Here is an 18,667-nt window from a genome sequence, read left to right as displayed (position 1 = left end):
CGAGTGCCGTATTGACGGCCGGGTGCACCAGCCGAAGAGGCCGTACTACACGGCGCTGGGGATTTCGGGCCGGATGGCAGTGAGATATCTCTTTGCCCGGAAATGAGTTAACGGATCCGGCCTGTCCTAGCCTTCGCCGGGAGGTCCTGGCTCGGGAATTGCTTTGCTATGGGTCAGCAATCAGCAGCGAGCGATGAGCAGGGTGCTGGCGACGGGGCTATAGGACTGAGTTCCCCCCGTCTCGGCTGCCTCTCATCGCTCGCTACCTCTTTCTGCCATGCCATAGGTGATTGATTTGCAATGAGATAGGGCCACGCAGGTTCGGGCGCGGCTGGTTGACGCGAGCCTGGCGGGCCACTACTTTAGTCCGCCTGCTCGGGGCTGTAGCTCAGCTGGGAGAGCGCTGCAATCGCACTGCAGAGGTCAGGGGTTCGATCCCCCTCAGCTCCATCTGGTGCCCCTTGGTGTAACTGGCAACACGTCTGACTCTGGATCAGAAGAGTCCTGGTTCGAGCCCAGGAGGGGCAACTTTGAAAGCCGCCGCGAGGCGGCTTTCTAGTTGTCCCTCCTGGGCTCCGTCCCTTGGCTCCGCCTGCGGGGTCGAGCCCCGGGCCTCCGACTCGCCGCCGCGAGGCGGCTTTCTAGTTGTCCCTCCTGGGCTCCGTCCCTTGGCTCCGCCTGCGGGGTCGAGCCCCGAGGCTCCTGGGCGCCGTCCCTTGGTTAGCGCTGAAACGACTCGTGTTCGTGGGCGAGTCCCCAGCGGCCGTTGCGGCGTTCGAAGACACCCGTCCAGCTGCCGCGCAGGGTGTCTGCCGCAGTGCCGGTCGGGGTTCCAGGAGCCAGACGGAGCCGGCCGGTGACCAGCACGGCATTCGGGCCCAGAGGTTGGTACCGCAGGCCGTCGAACGCCAGGAAGGTTCCCTTGGTCCGAGTCGAATCCCAGGCCAGGTAGATCGCGTGGAGTGAGTCGCGCTTCGTGATGAACATGGCGTGGCTGCTGAAGATCAGCGGATCCTCGAGCACATACACGCTCGTCATCAAGGGGCCATCCTGCCGTTTGACCGCATCGGTGAGCCGTTGCATCAAGGCTTCGATCTCTCGAACCGGCGCGGTCTGCTGGGCTGAAACAGTCCCGATCGGGATCACAACGAGCGCGGCTACCGCCAGCCATCGAATCATCGTTCTCGTCCTGGGCTTCCGGGTTGGTGAAGCAGGCTACGCCCCAAGGGTATCATCGCAGGGAGGCGGAGGCTAGCGAGGGTTGGCATTCGGGACGACCCGCGGCTGTTGCTGAAAACCACGGACACGGCTGTCGGCGCCATGGCTACCTCCCCGCTGCGGCGTTGCCGGCCACACCCGGGCCCTCGCGATCGGACTGCTGCGTCGTACCTGACTCTGTCTGGCGCGCGATAAAAATAGAATCTAGATTCTATTTCACGATCGGAGGGGTTCGCGAGAGAACGCCCCCGAGCGGGACCCACTTCAAGGAGCATGGATGACGGAGCCGTCGCTCGCAGCAGTGGAAACGGAGCTGCTATCGGCCTACCAGGCGCGAACCCCGCGTTCCCGCGCCCTGTACCAGCAGGCGCTCGCCCGACTGCCGGGCGGCGATACCAGAAGTTCCTCGTTCTTCCTGCCGTACCCCCTGTTCCTGGCCAAAGGAGTCGGTTGCCGAGTCTTTGACGAAGACGGCAACGGCTATCTCGACTTTCTCAACAACTTCACCTCGCTGATCCACGGTCACGCCCACCCGGCGACGACTGCGGCCATCCAGGCGCAGGCGGCGCTCGGCACCGCGTACGGCGGAGCGTGCGAGCTGCAGCTGCGCCTTGCCGAGCTGATTCAGCGGCGCTTTCCCTCGATCGAGTTGCTCCGCTTCTGCAACTCCGGTACCGAGGCAACGCTCGGCGCAATCCGCACGGCTCGCGCCTACACCGGTCGCGCCAAGATTCTCAAGATGGAGGGCGCCTATCATGGTGCGCACGACAGCGTCCAGGTCGGGGTGGACGCGCCGTATCGAGGCGGCCTCGAACTCGGACTGACGCCGGGCGTGCGGAGCGAGGTCGTGGTGGGGCGCTTCAACGACCTGCCGGCCACCCTCGATCTCTTGCGCGAGCACCGCAACGAGCTGGCGGCCGTGATCGTGGAGCCGTTTACCGGCGCCGGAGGAGGCATTCCCGCCGATCGGGACTTTCTCGAGGGACTGCGCGAGGCAACCCGTGAGTATGGTGTCGTGCTGATCTTCGACGAAGTCGTGAGCTTCCGATTCGCGCCGGGGGGCGGGCAGGAGTATTTCGGCGTTCGCCCTGATCTGACGGCGTTCGGAAAGGTGATCGGAGGCGGTCTGCCGGTGGGGGCCTACGGTGGCCGCGCCGATCTGATGGCAACGGGCGACCCGACCAAGCCCGTCAGCTTCGCACAGTCCGGCACCTACAACGGCAACCCGCTGACCATGGCGGCGGGCCTCGCCACCCTGGAGGCGCTCGATGCCGATGGCATTCGTCGCCTCAACGCTCTGGGCGACGCGCTCCGCGCAACGCTCCAGACCAGCTGCGATCGCGCCGGCCTCCCCGCCACCGTGACGGGCCTCGGCTCGATCATGAAGCTCCATCTGGGCGTCAGCCAGGTGCGCACCTCGGCCGATGCCGCGGCGGCCGATCAGCGGCTCGGTCGACTGATGCACTGGGCCTTGCTCGATGCCGGGATCTACACCCCCTCCCGGCAGATGTACGTGCTCTCGACCCCGATGACCGAATCGGAGACGGCCGCGTTCGCCGACGCCTTCGGGCAGGCGATCGACCGGATCCGGCCAGGCATCGATCGGGCGGCCTGAAGCAGGGTGGCAGTCGCCGCACGTCGTGCGCCTCGACAGGACCGCAGCCGAGACACGCTGAATCGCTTGCTCGAGGCGGGGAAGGCGGTTGCTGCGGAGCGTGGATTCGAAGGCGTCGTCCTGGCCGAGGTGCTGACGAGGGCCCGGACCTCGGTCGGGTCCTTCTATGCGCGGTTTGCGAGTCGTGAGGCCTTCCTCGAGGCGGTCTGCCTTCGCGTTGCCGACGAACGCGCTGCAGAGATCGATCGCTTTTTCGATCCGGTCGCATGGCAAGGGGTAGACGCCGCCGCGATCGTCGCTACCCTGGTGACCAATACGGTGCGCTGGCATCGCAAGGGGCGGACCTTGCTGGGTGCCGTGCTCGGCTATACGAGGCAGCAGGGCGCCCGCGGCCCGTTGCAGCAGGCCAGAGAAGCGCTAAATCGGCAGATTGCTGACCGGATCACGACGTTGCTCCTGGCGCAGCGTACCACGATAGATCACCCGAACCCGGAGCGGGCAGTCCGATTTGCCCTCCATCTGCTCTGGCACACGGTTCGGGAGCATATCGTCTTTGCCGAGCAGCTCGATGGTCGTCCGGCGCCGTCCGACGAGGACCTTGCCGAAGAGCTGACTCTCACGCTGACCCGTTACCTTGGAATCGTTCCCGGGCACCGTCGGGGCGCCGTCCGTCTGCGGCCGGGACGGCGGTCGCAGCGCTCGAAACGCTGAGCGGTGGTGCTGGCGGCACATCGGGGTAAATTGGATACCGATACGGATGCAATCCGTCCGATCGTCTCCCACGTCATCCTACATCCCCGGAGTCTCCGCTCGATGTCCACCTTTCGCACCTCCGTGGTACCGTCCCTGGTCGCGCTGCTCGCGGTCACGGCCTGTCAACCGCCCGGGAAGCCCGCCGAGACCCGCGGTGGCAACTATGACCTGATCATCGAAGGGGGCCGAGTCGTCGACGGTACCGGCGCCGCGTGGTTCTATGGCGATGTTGCCATTCGGGGCGACCGGATTGCCCGCATCGTACCGGCCGGTGCGCTGGCCGATGCCAACGCGACCAACCGCCTCGATGCGCGCGGCATGGTGGTGGCGCCAGGCTTCATCGATATCCAGAGCCATTCCCGTGGCCCATTGCTCCGCGGCGATGGACGGATCGTCAGCAAGGTGACGCAGGGCATCACGACCGAAATCATGGGCGAGGGTTCGACCAACGCGCCGGCCAACGCCAAGACCCTGGCCGGCGCCGACATTACGGATCCCGAACTCCAGAAACTCTCGGAATCGTTCCAGGGTGAGGGTGGCTTCGGTCGCTGGCTCGACGCCATGGTCGCCAACGGCCCGTCCGCCAATGTCGGGTCCTTCGTCGGTGCGACCACCATTCGCGTCTACGGTATGGGCGAAGCGATGGGGGCGCCCGATGCCGCGGCGCTCGACTCGATGCGCAAGGCGGTGCGGTGGGCCATGGAAGACGGAGCCTTCGGGATTGCGTCGGCTCTGATCTATCCGCCGGGCAATTTTGCCTCGACCGAGGAGTTGATCGAGATCAGTAAGGCGATGGCGCCATACGGTGGCGTGTACATCACCCATATGCGGTCGGAAGCGGACCAGGTGCTCGAGGGCATCGACGAGGCGATCCGGATCGGCAAAGAGGCGGGTGTGCCCGTCGAGATCTACCACCTCAAGGCCGCGGGCAAGCGGAATCACTACAAGATGCCGCTGATGATCGCCAAGATCGACTCTGCTCGCCGCGCAGGGCTCGATGTTCAGGCCGATATGTATCCGTACATTGCGGGTGGCACCGGTCTCTCCGCCTGCATGCCGCCATCCGCCTCGGAAGGTGGCAAGCTGTACGAGCGGCTTCGGGATCCGGCCGAGCGAGCCAAGATCCGGGCCGAGATCCTCGCGCCCGGGATGAAGGACTGGGAAAATCTCTGCGAGCTCTCGACCCCGGAAAACGTGCTGGTGCTCGGCTTCCGGAAGGACGAGAACAAAAAGTGGTCGGGTGAGCGGCTCTCGGAAGTCGCCAAGGAGATGGGGACCGACTGGGTTACGGCCGCCATGGACCTGCTGGCGTCGGAAGATCAGCGCATCGGGACCATCTACTTCATGATGAGTGAAGAGAACGTCAGGCTTGGCCTGCAGGCGCCCTGGATGAAGTTCGGCACGGATGCCGGCGGTATGGACCCGGACTCCTCGAGCGGCCTGGCCCACCCGCGCACCTACGGTACGTATACGCGGATTCTCGGCAAGTACGTTCGCGACGAGGGCGTGCTCAGCCTCGAGGATGCCATCCGCAAGATGTCGTCCGCGGTCGCCACCCGCCTCTCGATACCGGATCGCGGCTTGCTTCGGCCGGGGATGTACGCCGACATCGTCGTCTTCGACCCCGCCACAGTGGCGGATCGTTCCACCTTTGAAGATCCGCACCAGCTGTCCGTCGGGATGAACCACGTCTTCGTGAACGGTGTCGCGGTGGTGCGGGATGGGGTGCACACTGGCGCCAAACCGGGTCGGGCCGTGCACGGTCCCGGATACCGTCAGCGCAGTCGGTAGGGAGCGCCGTTGCAGGGAAGACTGGAGCCGGGCGGAGGTCACCGCCCGGCTCTTGTCTTTGAGGCGGGGCTTGGCCCCAGGTGACGGCCGAGCGTCGGATTTCACGTAATCAGGAGGCACGACTGCACCAGACGGTGTAACCGTTCACTCGGCGAGGGCTCTATGCTCAGGCAATTGATCCGTGTCGTTGTGGTGTTCCTGGTGGTTTCGCTTCAAGCTCCTGCTCTTCGTGCTCAGCCCGCCGCGCAGCTCGCCAGCCTCTTCAAACAGTACCTGGGCCTCGGCCTGCCAGCTGATTGGCGCGGGATCGAGGGGTTGAGCGGCGTTTCGTGGGCGCCCTTACCTCCGACTTCACTGCAGAACTGCCTTCCCAATGGCGACTGCTACGCACGGCAGGGCACAGTCACGATCGACGGCGCCCGGCTGGCGGTGGTGGCGAGCGGGGCGCGAACCATGGTTATGACGCTCTTCGTCCGAGCTGCATCGGGCGGAGTCGGCGACTCGGCGATGGTGCTCGGACTGCGCGAGGCGGGCATTGCGGCCGCGCTGGCGCGCTGTCCGGTCCGGGAGGGTGTTGGAGGAACTCGCTGGTATCGGCTTACCGGGGGCGCCGAGGCGGGATTCCTCTCGATCCAGCCTCCCGGCCCGGGCCGCCCCGGGGCAGGATACATCCTCACCTTTGGCGATGAGTTGCCTTCGCTCCAGCCCAACCAGCTCGCGGCCTACACGGAACAATGCGGGCCGGGAGAAACTCGTGCGCCTGTGTCCACCGTACTTCCGCATCAGCGGCTCGCTGTCATGCTGGTTCAGTTCCTGGTTCCTGCGAGTGGCGCTCCGCTCTACGACTGGAAGACGCTGCGGGAGCTGCCAACTGAGATCAGTTGGAATGCTGAGACCCCGGTCGCGGCCAACCTGTCGGCCCTGGGCGATCCCAATCCGATGATGCTGAGCGGCAACGTAGCTTACGCTGGCCGAAAATTTTCGGTCAGGGCCAGTGGGACAGCTACGCAGGTCAAGTTGGTCGCGTTCGATGAACAGGGATTGCACCCCAAAGGGGAACACCTGCTGGGTGTGGTGTACGAGCAGGGAATTGCAGTCCGATTGGTGCGCTGCGGCCCGATCTACACCGAGGCGACCAACAACTGGTACAGTCTGATCAGTGCGCGAACTCGACCGGCGCACGTCCGGCAGTCGATTCGATACGAGGGCAATCTGGTTCAGGACAGCTACGAGCTTCGGCTCGACGGATCCCTGCCGCCTCGCGATCCCCGCGACAGGAATCCAGGCACCAACGGTTGTTGAGTGCCCCTTTTGGGGCGGAGCCGACCTAGTCGGCCCGCCCCGGGACAGTCAGGCTCGGGTTACGTTGACGCTGCCGTTGCCGGTCCTGAGGACGAGACGCCCGCCTCCTGAGCCGATTCGGCCCCGAACGCTGGATTTTCGGACACGGCCCACCACCTCGAGGGGCAGGTCGACGGTCACCCGCCCGCTTCCAGAGCTCGACACCAGCTCGGCGCCAAAGCCCTCGGGAACGCGGACCGTGATTCGTCCGTTGCCGGTGGTGAAGCGCATGTCGGGTGAACCCTGGACCCGGTCCATCGTGACGTCAATGGAACCGTTGCCGGTGGTCGCGTCCACCGGGCCCATGGCGGTCGCGATTCGGATCGCGCCGTTGCCTGTCGATGCGTCGACGGCGCCTTTGGCCGAGGTGATCGTCACCCGCCCGTTGCCGCTGTGAGCCTCGACTTCGCCCTCGGTATTGGAGATGTCGATGTTGCCGTTGCCGGTCGAGGCCAGGACGGTCGGGCCCGCGCCCTCGATGGTGATATCGCCGTTGCCGCTTCCGGCTTTGACTCTGGCGTTGGACGGAATCGAGACTGTGAAGTCGGTCCGAACCTGAGGAGAGTTGGGCCATGACCGCCGATTGCGACTCCGATAGCTGCCGTCATTGCCGCACTCCGCTTCATCCTCGTAGACCGCGCAGACCGTGACCCCATCGCCGGTGCGCCTGACCACGAAGCCGACATCGTCGATTGATCCGCGCCGGACTGTCTTTTCTGCGCGGATCCGAACCTCTGAACCGGTGGTCTGCACGATGCGGATGGTTCCGTTGGGCGAAGCGATTCTGACCCAGTTGCCGCTGCTGAGCTGGTGTGCCACGGCAAAGGTGCTTTCGTTGCGCCCGACGACCTGGGCCAAGGCATTGGCGGGTATGAGGATAGCTGCGGCGACCAGGATAGTGCGATGCATTTGTCCGAGCCTGTGTTCAGGGTGGTGAAGGTTCGATACCTGAACCGGTTCCTGCGTTGGATCGGCGGATGGGCTGGACCCGGAAGGTGCCCCTGACCCGGACGGCCTTGCGCTGTCCACGAGTGGGTATATCTTAGTTCTAAGATTCTTACGATGGGATTGAAATGGGCAGGCCTCGTCGGCAGGACACCGCGCTCAAACTCTGGGTCGTCCTGGCTCGGGCTCATCGGGCCATCGAGGAGCATGCTCGGATTCAGGTGGCACGGCATGACCTGACGTTACCGGAGTTCGGGGTGCTCGAGGCGCTGCTTCACAAGGGCCCGTTGCTGCTCGGTGAGCTGCAGCGGAAGATCCTGGTGTCGAGCGGGGGAATCACCTATGTGGTGGATCGGCTCGAGGGGAAAGGGCTGGTCGAGCGCCAGCCGTGTCCCGACGATCGGCGGGCCCGCTACGTGGCGCTGACGGCTTCGGGGGTCCGGCTGATCGAGTCGGTGTTTGCCGAGCATGCCGAGACCATCGAGCTGGCCATGCGAGGGCTCGGCGAGACCGAACAGCGCGCCCTGGCCGATCGGCTCCGGACGCTGGGCACCTATGCGGCCGGCCGGCTGGGGGTGCCGCTCGACCCGGTCTGACCGGTTCTGACCTGACCATTGTCTTAGTTCTAAGATTCTTTATATTGTGATAACGCCGCGTCGGGTGCGCGGCCCCAGAGTGAAGGAGCCAGAGTATGACCACCAACGACACGGTAACCGGCCTGCACCACATCACGGTGATTGCGGGAGATCCCCAGGAGAATCTCGATTTCTACGTTGGCGTGATGGGAATGCGCTTCGTGAAGAAGTCGGTCAACCAGGACGTACCAGGGACCTACCACCTGTTTTACGCGGACGGCGAGGCGCACGCCGGTACGGATCTCACCTTCTTCCCCTGGCCGGATATGGGGCCTGGCGTCTCTGGTGCGGGCCAGACGATCGAAGTCGCGCTGGCCATTCCGAAGGGAAGTCTGCCGTACTGGACTGAGCGACTGGCCCGCGCGGGCGTCGCGATCAGCGGCCCGGTTACCCGGTTCGGCGAGGCGCTGATCACCTTTCAGGATCCGCACGGCCTCAGCCTCGCACTGGTGGAAACGGCCGATGTCCGGGAGTTCACACCGTGGGCCGAGAGCCCGGTCCCGGCCGATCGGCAGGTGCTGGGTCTGCACGGTGCACGGCTCCTGGTGCGGGCTGCGGAGCCATCGGTCCAGTTTCTGACCGATGGATTGGGCTTTCAGGAGGTCGGCACCGAGGATGGCTGGCGGCGGTTTGCCGTCGGTGCGGGCGGGTCCGGTCGGGTGCTCGATCTTGCGGAGCGACCGGATGAGCGCCGTGGCGCCTGGGGGCGCGGCAGTGTGCACCACATTGCCTGGCGGGTTCCTGACGACGACAGTCATGTCGCGGTTCAGCGGCGGGTGGCGAACACTCGGCAGTCGCCGACGGAAGTGATCGACCGTTTCTGGTTCAAGTCGATCTACTTCAAGGAGCCGGGCGGGGCGCTCTTCGAGGTTGCGACCGATGGCCCTGGATTCACGGTCGATGAGCCGCTGGAGTCGCTGGGTGAGAGCCTGGTCCTGCCGCCCTGGCTCGAGTCGCGTCGGGGCGCCATCGAGGCGGGCCTCCAGCCCCTGCGCGAGCCGAAACTGCTCGAGGGAGGAGTGTCCCAGTGACGGGGCTGCACCTGGGCCAGCCGGTCCGCACGGCTGGCGTGCCGCTCGGTGAGGCCAAAGCGGCCGTGGTGATGATCCACGGTCGCGGCGCTACCGCCGAGAGTATTCTGACGCTGGAATCCGTCATCGACCGGCCTGAGATTGCCTACCTGGCGCCGCAAGCTGCGGGCAACACCTGGTACCCGTTCAGCTTTCTGATGCCGCTCGAGCAGAACGAGCCGGGGATATCCTCGGCAATGGCGGCGCTGGAGCAGTTGCTGGCGACGATTGCGGCTGAAGGCGTCCCGGCGGAACGGACCGTGCTGCTGGGATTCTCTCAGGGTGCTTGCCTGGCGGGCGAGTTCGCAGCCAGGCATGCGCGGCGGTATGGCGGGGTGGTGATGCTGAGCGGTGGGCTGATCGGCCCTGACGGTACGCCGCGCGACTATCCCGGATCGCTCGACGGTACCCCGGTTTTTCTCGGCTGCAGCGATGTCGACCCGCACATCCCGGCCGATCGGGTCCGTCACTCGGCCGAGGTCTTGCGGCGGCTGCATGGCAACGTGACGATGAAGCTCTATCCCGGGATGGGGCACCTCGTCAACGAAGACGAGATTGCCGCGATTCGGGACGTTCTCGCCGGGGTCATTTGACCGCTCACGCCTGCCGACCGGTCTTTCCGCTGTCCGCGCATCGGCGGGCTCAGGGGTTCAACAGCGCCTTGAGCCCGCCGATCAGCATCTGCACCGCCACCATCACGAGCAGCATGCCCATCAGCCGTTCCATGGCGATCAGGCCCCGTTCGCGCAGGATTCGGTAGAAGAAGGTCGACGAGAGCAGGATCACGGCACTGAGTGCCCAGGCCACGGTCATGGCGCCCAGTAGCGCGAGGGTCGACCCCTGCGCCGATCGCTGCAGCAGCAGGACGGCCGCAAGGGTCGAGGGCCCGGCAATCAGCGGGATGGCCAGCGGAACGACAAAGGGTTCGCCTTCCGGCGTGTCTCCCAGCATGCCGCCCTGAGGGGGAAATACCATACGCAGCGCAATCAGGAACAGCACGATGCCGCCGGCAATGCTGATGGTTTCCTCTTCCAGGTGCAGCAGTCGGAGCAGGTGCTCTCCCAGAAAGAAGAAGACCAGCAGTACGACGTAGGCAATCAGGATTTCCCGGATCAGGATCGTTCGTCGCCGAGCGGGGTCGACCGGCTGAAGCACCGACAGGAAGACCGGGATGTTCCCGAGCGGGTCCATGATCAGGAACAGGGTGATGACCGCGGCGAAGATCTCCATGGCCGGGAAGATACCGAATTCGTCCGGGTTTCGATCGGGCCGGTCTAAGATCAGGCCGAGCCTATAGTATCTTCCAGGGATGGCCAGTGTTCCAGTCGCCAAGCCCCCAAGACTATCGGGAGTGGTTCCGTGACCAAACGGTGCGAGGCTGTCTCGGACCCGAGCCGGCGCGACTTCGTCAGGCAGGCTGCCTTCGCGAGCGCGGGAATCATGGCAGTCGACGCCGAAGCTGCGATGGCGGCGGCCCGAGCCCCGCAACCACGCCAGTCCCGAATCGACTGCCTGGCCATCGACTCCCCCCGGTTCGATGCCGGACGGGCGCTGGGCGGAGGCTTTACCAGTCTCGTCATCGACCTGCAGATGTACCCCCGTACCATGCCGGCGGCGTTCGAGGCGCTGGGCGGGTGGAGCGCCGCGGTCAGCGATCCGGCCAGTCGATTTCACCTGATTCGTCGCGGCGCGGATTTCGATGCAGCCGCGGCGTCCGGGAAGCTGGGGATCGTGCTGACCTGTCAGGATGCGGCCATCCTGGGGTCGCCGTCACGGTCGGTCAACGATGCGAACCTGGCGACCCTGCGGAGTTTCCATGGCGTCGGGCTCCGGATGCTTCAGCTGGCGCACAACGATCGCAACGGGGTGGGCGACTCCTATCAGGAGCGCAGCGACGCCGGCCTCAGCCGTCTCGGCGAGGATGTGGTGGCCGAGATGAATCGGCTCGGGATGGGGATCGATCTTTCGCACTGCAGTGATCGCACGCTGCGCGAGGCGGTGGCACGCTCGTCCAAGCCCTGTCTGGTGACGCATGCGGGCTGTCGCGCTCTATATCCGACCCTGCGCTGCAAGGACGATCCGGAGATTCGGCTGCTGGCGGACCGAGGTGGCTTCTTCGGGGTCTTCTCGATGTCGCTTTGGCTGACGCGCGAGCCGACAGCGTCGGTCGACACGGTGATCCGGCACATCGATCATGCGGTCAAGACGGCGGGCGTCGATCAGGTCGGGTTTGCCAGTGATGGCCCGGTGCTCGGCGTGCCATCGCTGGATCAGGAACTCGCGGGGATGCGGCGCTACATGGAGAACAACCGCGATCGGCCGGGGTCGGAGCAGATCCCGACTCACATCAGGCCGGCCGAGCTCAACGGGCCCGATCGAATGCTGGTGCTGGCCGAGGGGCTGCGCAAGCGGGGATATTCAGCGGATCAGGTCGACAAGATTATTGGGCGCAATTTCGAGCGGGTGCTTACGGAGATATTGGGATGACGGAACTGGCATCGACACTGCGGTACGCGAGCCGGATGGATGGGGTCGGTCCTTCGATCCTGCGCGAGTTTGCTCGAGTCACGCTGCGCCCCGGCATGATCTCGTTTGCCGGTGGTTTACCGGCGGCGGAACTGTTTCCGGTAGCTGAGCTTCAGGCTGCAGCGGTCCAGACCCTCGAGAAGTACGGTCGTTCTGCCCTGCAGTACAACGACACAGCCGGCAATCCGGCGCTTCGGGCCAAGATTGCTGCGCGTATGACCGCGGCGGGCGCTCCGACTCAGGGCGACAACATCCTGGTCCTGAGCGGGTCGCAGCAGGGGCTCGAGTTTGCGGCCAAGCTCTTTCTCGATCCGGGTGATGTCGTGGTCTGTGAGCGTCCGACCTATCTCGGCGCCACGGCCGCGTTCAACTCGTTTCAGGCCCGCTTTGCCGATGTCGCAATGGACGACGATGGGATGGTGATCGACGAGCTGGTGGGGGTGCTGGAGCGCAACCCCCGCAGTCGGATCATCTACGTGGTGCCGGACTTCCAGAATCCGACCGGCAAGACCTGGTCGCTCGAGCGGCGCCAGGCCCTGGTGGATGTTGCCAATCGCTTCGACGCGATCGTTGTCGAGGATAGCCCCTACGGTGCCCTGCGTTTCGAGGGCAATCACGTACCGCCGATCAAGGCGTTCGATACCGAAGGTCGGGTGCTGTTTCTCGGCACCTTCTCGAAGATCTTCTGTCCGGGCTTTCGGATCGGTTGGCTCGCAGCGAGCGACGAGGTGGTGGCCCGGTTCAACATCCTCAAGGGCAACGCCGACTTGCACACCAATTCGCTGGCCCAGGCCGAGCTCAACGAGTACCTCGAGATGTATAGCATCGAGGAGCACATTGCCCGGATTCGTTCGCTGTACCGAAGCCGGCGGGACCTGATGCTCGGGATCATGGCGGAGAAGTTTCCCAAGTCGATCAAGTACAACCGGCCGGCGGGCGGCATGTTCACCTGGGCCGAGTTGCCCCAGGGTGTCGATACGCGGGTGCTGATGGATCGGGCGCTTGCCCGAAACGTTGCGTTCGTGCCCGGTGCGCCGTTCCATGCGGCGGGTGGCGGCGAGAATACGATGCGGCTCAACTACTCGAGCATGCCGGAAGACCGAATCGTGACCGGGCTCGACATCCTGGCAGAGGTCTTGACCGCTGAACTTTCCGGCTGAGGCAGTCGCAGGCCGAACCTTCGGAGTTTCTGATATGGCCACTCGTGTTCGCGCCCGTCTGGATACCTTCCTGGCGCGGCCGGTGCTGCTGCTCATCGGCCTTGGTATGGCAGGCGGTTCGACTGCCCTGCCGGCGCAGTCGTCGCTGGGGGGACGGTACCAGTCACGCGGCGTGATGATGGATCTGAGTGAAGGTCGTGCGGCGTTTTCCGGGGTGGGTTTGACTCGGTCCGCAGCTCGGATCCGGGTTGCGGGCGACACGGTCAGCATCGATGGGGCGGCGTTCGGTTGCTTCGCCGGCCCGGGCACCTACCGGTCGTTGGTCCGGGGCGACCAATTGAGTCTCGAGCTCGTCTCAGATCCCTGTCCGGGCCGGCGCGCCGTACTTGCGTCGGTCTGGGGCCGGGTCGCACCTGTGCTGGCGCTTACCGGAGCAACCGTGATCGATGGAACCGGAGCAGAGCCCCGGCCGGGTATGACGGTGGTGATCCGGGACGGCAGGATCGCTGCTGTGCATCCGGACGGTGCCGAGCCGTTGCCGGCGGGTGCCCAGGTTCGGGATCTGACGGGGCGTTGGATTCTGCCCGGCTTGATCGACGCTCATGTCCACCTCGCGACGGATCCGAGCGATGGCGATCGGCGTGATCGGACCGAGCGGCGGCTTCGCAACGCCTTGCTGGGCGGGGTGGTGGCGGTGCGCGACATGGGCGGAGATGGGCGCGCCCTGAACCTGCTCGCTCGCGACGCCGCGGTGGGCGACATCATCGCTCCGGTGGTTCGATACTCGGCGATTCTGGCAGGGCCGGAGTTTTTCGCGGATCCGCGGGTGCGGGCGAGCAGCGCAGGTGTCGAGATCGGTACTGCGGCCTGGGCTCGCTCGATCGATAGCAAGACCGATTTGCGTCAGGCAATGATCGAGGCGCGGGGCGCCGGTGTGACCGGGGTCAAGCTCTATGCGGCTCTCGACGGATCGACTGCTGCGAAGATTTCGCGGGAAGCGAAGCGACAGGGACTCAAGGTGTGGTCGCATGTGACGCTTCTGCCGGCTCGTCCGACGGAACTGGCCGCGGCTGGAGTCGAGGTCCTGTCACATGCGCCTTTGCTGGCCTGGGCTGCGGTAGCCGAGCTGCCTGCGTACACCAGCCGAGCGCAGATCGATACGGGCATCGGCCCCGAACACCCGGCTGTGAGCGATGCCCTGGTTCGGATGCGGACTCGTGGCGTCATTCTCGAGCCGACGCTCTGGGTCTATCACATTGGGGCTGGCGTTCGCGATACGGCCGAGGCACGGCGGCGGAGCGATCGTGCCCGGGACTTTACCCGCGCAGCGCATCGAGCGGGTGTGCGGGTAGCTGCCGGCACTGACTTTATCGGGACAGATGTCGAGGGTGACCTGCCCAACTTGCATGAGGAGCTGGTGCTGCTGGTGCAGGCGGGGCTTTCGCCGAGTGAGGCGCTGGTATCCGCCACGCGGATCAACGCCGAGTTGCTGGGCCTGGAAGCGACCCACGGGACGGTCTCGGTTGGCAAGGCAGCCGATCTGCTGGTGTTGGAGGCGGATCCGCTGGCGGACATCCGGAACACGCGACAGATCAGTTTCGTGGTTCATCGGGGTGTGGTGCGTTATCGACAGTGATCGGCAGGCCAAGTCGAAGGGGCCGACACAAACTGAGACCGTAGTCCGTAAAGGAGAGATTACCCCACACTTCACGGAGGCAGTGCATGGCGTGGACACGCCGACAGTTCTTGAATACCTCGCTCGGTGCAACGGCCGGAGCGCTTGCTATCCCGCACGTTCGACCGCTTGCGGCTGAAGCGAGGCCGTGGGTCCCGCAGCCGAGCGCATCGAAGTCGCTCCGGCTCCTGTTCCTGGGTGGAACGGGATTCATCGGGCCACACATGGTCCGGTACGCGATGTACCGCGGGCATCAGGTCACCCTCTTCAATCGGGGACGCAGCAACGTGGACCTGTTTCCGGGTGCCGAGCTGCTGACGGGCGACCGGGACGGCAACCTCGAGTCGCTCAAGGGCAAGAAATGGGACGCTGTGATCGACAACAGCGGCTACGTCCCGCGGCATGTCAACGACTCGGCCAAGCTGCTGGATCAGGCGGTCGGGCGGTACTTGTTCATCTCGACCGGGTCGGTGTATGCCCCGGATCAGGATGCGCTGCCCGAAGATGCCAAGCTGCTGCAACTGACCGAGCCTGGCAGCGAGGACGTCAACAAGCACTACGGCGCGCTCAAGGTTCTCTGTGAGAACGCCGTGATGGACCGCTTCAAGTCGCGCGGTACCGTTCTGCGCCTCCACATCGTCGCAGGTCCCGGCGACCCGACCAACCGCTTTACCTACTGGCCGGTTCGGATCAACACCGGTGGTGAGATCATCGCTCCCGGGCCGCAGTCGGCGCCGGTTCAGTTCATCGACGTGCGCGACCTGGCCGAGTTCACGATTCACTCGATCGAGCGGAACAATTCCGGGATCTATAACACGGCCGGCCCCACCCTCGACCCCACCTCGATGGCAGAGTTCGTCTATGGCATCCGGGCCACGACTCAGGCGCGGACCTCCTTCCATTGGATCGATGAGCCGTTTCTGACCGAGCACAAGGCTCGGTATCAGATGGTGGTGCCGCCGACCGGTCCGGCGCGGGGCCTGATGAATGTGAGGTCGCACAAGGCGGTGGCGGCGGGCCTCACGTTCCGTCCGCTCGCGGTGACGGCGGTCGACACGCTCGAGTGGTTTCAGGCGCTGCCACAGGCCGAGCGTGACAAGCTGCCGCTCAACCTCGAGCGCGACGCCAAGATCATCGCGGCCTGGAAGGCGCGAGCCGGCAAGTAGTCGCTGAGGCGCAGTCTGCTTCCCACCAAGCGCAACGCCCCCCTCGAAGCTCGAGGAGGGCGTTGGTTTCTTTCAGAGTGGCCGGGGCCCAGTCTTACCGCCGGAGTGCGCGGCTCTCGTTGGCGGCTGCGGCCGCTGCCACAGGCTTGCGTCAGGGCGCCTTGCCGGGACCGTACAGTACCATACCCGACCGGACCCCGGTGTGCTTGCCCCCCTCGGCCGCGATCTGGCCGTTGACGAGGACGTAGTCGATGCCGGTCGGGAGCCGGGTCGGCTCTTCCCAGGTGGCCATGTCCTGGATCTTGTCGTAGTCGAAGATCACCACATCAGCCCAGTTGCCCACTACCAGCGAGCCGCGATTGGGCAGCTTCATTCGGGTCGCGGGCCAGGACGTCATCTTCCGAATCGCATCGGGCAGCGTCAGGACTTTGTCATCTCGGACGTACTTTGCGATGATCCGCGGGTGGGTGCCGTATCCGCGCGGGTGTGCCAAGCCGGCGGCCTCGGTTGCGCCGAGTGAGAGCGAGGCGCCAGCATCGCTGCCGATGCTGACCCAGGGAAAGCGGAGTGCGGTCTTGACGTCCTCTTCGCTCATCATGTGGTAGACTGCCATGACTCGTCCCTGTCCGGCAAGGACCATGTCCCACGCAACATCAGCGGGATCCTTGCCCAGTTCCTTCGCAATGGCCGAGATGCTCTTGCCCTGGTATTTCTCGTACTCCTGGCTCCGTGCCGCCGTCAGTACGACGCCATCCCAGCTGCCGGCCGCCTCGATGATGTTCCACCATCCCGGTGAGCCCGTCTTCAGCTCATTCTTCAATCGGGCCCGAATCTGCGGGTTGGTCAGCCGGGCCCGAAGCGAGTCGCGCCCGCCTTCGAATGCCCAGGAGGGAATCGTGGCTTCGAGCCCGGTGCCTCCCGCAGTGTACGGGTACTGGTCGGCCGCCACGTCGACGCCGCGGGCGCGGGCGGCCTCGATCAGCTCGTAGGCGCCCTGCATCAGTGTACCCCACCCCGGCTGGTACGCGGCCTTGAGATGGAAGATTTCCACTGGGACGCCGGCCTTCTCTCCGATCTCGATAGCCTCGCCGATGGCCTCGAGCAACTCGGCGCCTTCGCCCCGGATATGACTGGCGTAGGTGCCGCCGTACGGCGCAAGGGCTTTGGCGCTCTCGATCAGCTCCGGGGTCGTGGTGTAGCTGCTGGGCGGGTAGATCAGGGCCGTCGTCATGCCCATCGCGCCGGCGCGCATGGCGGAATCGATCGAGGCGCGAATCCGAATCATCTCCGCAGCTGTCGGCGCTCGGCGGGTCGAGCCGCCGAGCACGGGGGTGCGGGCCTGCGTCTGGCTGTAGTAGGAGCCGAAATTGATGCTGATGCCCTGGGTCTCCAGGGTCTGGAAGTACTTCGGAATCTCGCTGGCCGAAACCGGGAAGCCACCTTCACCGCCAATGGCGGTGGTAACGCCCTGGAGGACTTTGTTTTCAGCCAGGCCGTTGCGGAGGAGGACGCTGCCAGATTGGTCCATCATGTCGATCCAGCCCGGGGTGACGTATTTCCCGGCAGCGTCGATTTCCCGGGCGCCCTTGGCGGTGATCAGGCCGATTGCCGCGATCTTGCCGCCCTTGATGGCGATATCGGCCCGAATCCAGGGATTGCCCATCCCATCGAGGACTCGGCCATTGCGAATGACGATGTCGTACGATTGCGCACTGAGCCCGGCCGGGGCGGCGAGCAGCAGGGCCGCGACGAGACGGGTAGCGAGCGTTCGGATGCGACGCATGAGGTCAACCTCGATCCGGAGTTTGGATGCCAAATTGTATACAGACCCGGATGGTAACCCGAATCGGGCCCGGTGTCGATGACTTAGGGGGTGCAACGCGGAGCTAGGACCCGTCGCGGGTCCAGAGCAGGAGGACGCCGCAGACGGTCCCGGTCATCTGGTACTGCGTCGGCGTCTCGGCTGCGCCGCGGTAGGCCTCGATGCCCTGCATGCTGTGAACCTGGAGGCTGTTGATGTCGGGCGGCGGCCGCCCGCCCGGGGCCCAGTACCTGACGCCATCGAGGTAGAGCGTGAAGTAGCAGGCCGGTTCGACCTTTGGTCCGTTCGGGTTGCATTCCATCCAGCGTTCCGATCGGACGACGCCTCCGCGTCCCGTTGCGACGGCAAAGCCGCCGCCACAGGCGTCGGGGCGACGAATCAGCCGCAGCCCCGGTGTCATTCGCAACACGTCAGCCATGGTCGAGTGCTCCCGTACCGCGAGCATGTCTCGGGTGTAGAACCGGCCAATGCCGGTGCGCCGACGTTCCTCGAACGCGGACATCTTGCCCCGTACGGCAACCCCCGGAGCCTCGACGCTGATCGCGTCGAGCTGCTGAGCAACCGGATCGAGCGTGAAGTCGCTCGTGACGGTGTCGTTGTTGACGACGAGGACGTTACGGCCAGCGGGAAAGAATCCCACGGCACGTACCGAGATGCGGATGACCCCGCCTTTGGCCGCGGTGAGTCGATAGGCTCCCGACGAGTCGGTGCGGATCGAAGCTCCGTCCGGGTCGAGGCGTACGTCGGCCCCCGGGAGGGGGCGTCCGCCGCCGCGAACAGAGCCCTGGATCAGGGTTTGGGCCGCACCCTGCTCAGCAGCGGCAGTGACAGCTGCAATCAGCAGTGCGTAGCTGCTGACGATCCTGCCCAGCCTTGGAGCGAGCATGGACGCCTGGTGGAGGGCCTGTGGAGCCATATTCGCACTCGGCGAATCGAGGGGCAAGAGGTGG

Annotated in this window: 16 protein-coding genes and 2 tRNA genes; 13 read left to right on the top strand and 5 right to left on the bottom strand. The window is 65.3% G+C overall.

Annotation, left to right across the window (positions count from 1 at the left end):
* Positions 1-377 precede the first annotated feature (377 nt).
* Both KF785_07800 and KF785_07795 read left to right on the top strand, forming a co-directional pair.
* Positions 378-450, top strand: a tRNA-Ala gene (locus KF785_07800).
* A 5-nt stretch (positions 451-455) separates the two neighbouring features.
* Positions 456-528: transfer RNA gene (locus KF785_07795), tRNA-Gln, on the top strand.
* Between the two features lie 192 nt (positions 529-720).
* On the opposite strand, the gene KF785_07790 is transcribed toward KF785_07795, so the two are convergent.
* Positions 721-1,179 carry a DUF4440 domain-containing protein gene (locus KF785_07790; protein ID MBX3146663.1) on the bottom strand — a complete coding sequence of 153 codons (459 nt, stop codon included), beginning with the start codon at positions 1,177-1,179 and terminating at the stop codon, positions 721-723.
* 316 nt (positions 1,180-1,495) lie between these two features.
* Between KF785_07790 and KF785_07785 the strand changes: the two genes are divergently transcribed.
* The 4 genes from KF785_07785 (at position 1,496) to KF785_07770 (ending at position 6,679) form a co-directional block, all read left to right on the top strand.
* Positions 1,496-2,833, top strand: coding sequence for an aspartate aminotransferase family protein (locus tag KF785_07785; protein ID MBX3146662.1), 1,338 nt, complete (start codon positions 1,496-1,498; stop codon positions 2,831-2,833).
* A gap of 6 nt (positions 2,834-2,839) precedes the next feature.
* Entirely contained in the window at positions 2,840-3,544 is a 705-nt protein-coding gene (locus tag KF785_07780; protein ID MBX3146661.1) for a TetR/AcrR family transcriptional regulator, read from the top strand.
* A 102-nt stretch (positions 3,545-3,646) separates the two neighbouring features.
* Positions 3,647-5,377, top strand: coding sequence for a D-aminoacylase (locus tag KF785_07775; GenBank protein ID MBX3146660.1), 1,731 nt, complete (start codon positions 3,647-3,649; stop codon positions 5,375-5,377).
* A 162-nt stretch (positions 5,378-5,539) separates the two neighbouring features.
* Positions 5,540-6,679 (top strand): hypothetical protein, encoded by a 1,140-nt coding sequence (locus KF785_07770; protein MBX3146659.1) that lies wholly within the window; start codon positions 5,540-5,542, stop codon positions 6,677-6,679.
* A 48-nt stretch (positions 6,680-6,727) separates the two neighbouring features.
* Here the strand turns inward: KF785_07770 and KF785_07765 are convergent, their stop codons facing one another.
* Complete coding sequence (locus KF785_07765) at positions 6,728-7,627, bottom strand: DUF4097 family beta strand repeat protein (GenBank protein ID MBX3146658.1); 900 nt, start codon at positions 7,625-7,627, stop codon at positions 6,728-6,730.
* 164 nt (positions 7,628-7,791) lie between these two features.
* Here KF785_07765 and KF785_07760 point away from each other — a divergent pair, with 164 nt between their 5' ends.
* From KF785_07760 to KF785_07750, 3 genes are all read left to right on the top strand, one after another.
* The gene (locus tag KF785_07760) at positions 7,792-8,259 is read left to right on the top strand and encodes a MarR family transcriptional regulator (GenBank protein ID MBX3146657.1); all 468 of its coding nucleotides are present in this window, start codon (positions 7,792-7,794) and stop codon (positions 8,257-8,259) included.
* 95 nt (positions 8,260-8,354) lie between these two features.
* Positions 8,355-9,329 (top strand): ring-cleaving dioxygenase, encoded by a 975-nt coding sequence (locus tag KF785_07755; GenBank protein ID MBX3146656.1) that lies wholly within the window; start codon positions 8,355-8,357, stop codon positions 9,327-9,329.
* Positions 9,326-9,961: a dienelactone hydrolase family protein gene (locus tag KF785_07750; GenBank protein MBX3146655.1), complete on the top strand. Its 636-nt coding sequence runs from the start codon at positions 9,326-9,328 to the stop codon at positions 9,959-9,961. The genes KF785_07755 and KF785_07750 overlap by 4 nt, the downstream gene beginning before the upstream one ends.
* A 49-nt stretch (positions 9,962-10,010) precedes the next feature.
* Here KF785_07750 and KF785_07745 read toward each other — a convergent pair whose 3' ends face one another.
* Positions 10,011-10,598, bottom strand: a complete 588-nt coding sequence (locus KF785_07745) for a YhgN family NAAT transporter (GenBank protein MBX3146654.1) — start codon at positions 10,596-10,598, stop codon at positions 10,011-10,013.
* Between the two features lie 129 nt (positions 10,599-10,727).
* Here KF785_07745 and KF785_07740 point away from each other — a divergent pair, with 129 nt between their 5' ends.
* The 4 genes from KF785_07740 (at position 10,728) to KF785_07725 (ending at position 15,895) form a co-directional block, all read left to right on the top strand.
* The gene (locus KF785_07740; GenBank protein ID MBX3146653.1) at positions 10,728-11,855 is read left to right on the top strand and encodes a membrane dipeptidase; all 1,128 of its coding nucleotides are present in this window, start codon (positions 10,728-10,730) and stop codon (positions 11,853-11,855) included.
* On the top strand, positions 11,852-13,054 hold the full coding sequence (locus KF785_07735; GenBank protein MBX3146652.1) for a PLP-dependent aminotransferase family protein: 1,203 nt from the start codon (positions 11,852-11,854) through the stop codon (positions 13,052-13,054). Before KF785_07740 ends, KF785_07735 begins: the two co-directional genes overlap by 4 nt.
* A gap of 34 nt (positions 13,055-13,088) precedes the next feature.
* Positions 13,089-14,690, top strand: a complete 1,602-nt coding sequence (locus KF785_07730) for an amidohydrolase family protein (protein MBX3146651.1) — start codon at positions 13,089-13,091, stop codon at positions 14,688-14,690.
* Between the two features lie 86 nt (positions 14,691-14,776).
* Positions 14,777-15,895, top strand: a complete 1,119-nt coding sequence (locus KF785_07725) for an NAD-dependent epimerase/dehydratase family protein (GenBank protein MBX3146650.1) — start codon at positions 14,777-14,779, stop codon at positions 15,893-15,895.
* Positions 15,896-16,046: 151 nt separating this feature from the next.
* Here KF785_07725 and KF785_07720 read toward each other — a convergent pair whose 3' ends face one another.
* Positions 16,047-17,678 (bottom strand): D-aminoacylase, encoded by a 1,632-nt coding sequence (locus KF785_07720; GenBank protein ID MBX3146649.1) that lies wholly within the window; start codon positions 17,676-17,678, stop codon positions 16,047-16,049.
* 103 nt (positions 17,679-17,781) lie between these two features.
* The gene (locus KF785_07715; GenBank protein ID MBX3146648.1) at positions 17,782-18,603 is read right to left on the bottom strand and encodes a carboxypeptidase regulatory-like domain-containing protein; all 822 of its coding nucleotides are present in this window, start codon (positions 18,601-18,603) and stop codon (positions 17,782-17,784) included.
* Positions 18,604-18,667: the final 64 nt, after the last annotated feature.

The sequence above is a fragment of the Gemmatimonadales bacterium genome (assembly GCA_019637315.1).
Lineage (GTDB): Bacteria > Gemmatimonadota > Gemmatimonadetes > Gemmatimonadales > GWC2-71-9 > SHZU01.
The sequence above is the reverse complement of the archived record's forward strand: the minus strand, read 5'-3'. Positions and strand labels throughout refer to the sequence as shown.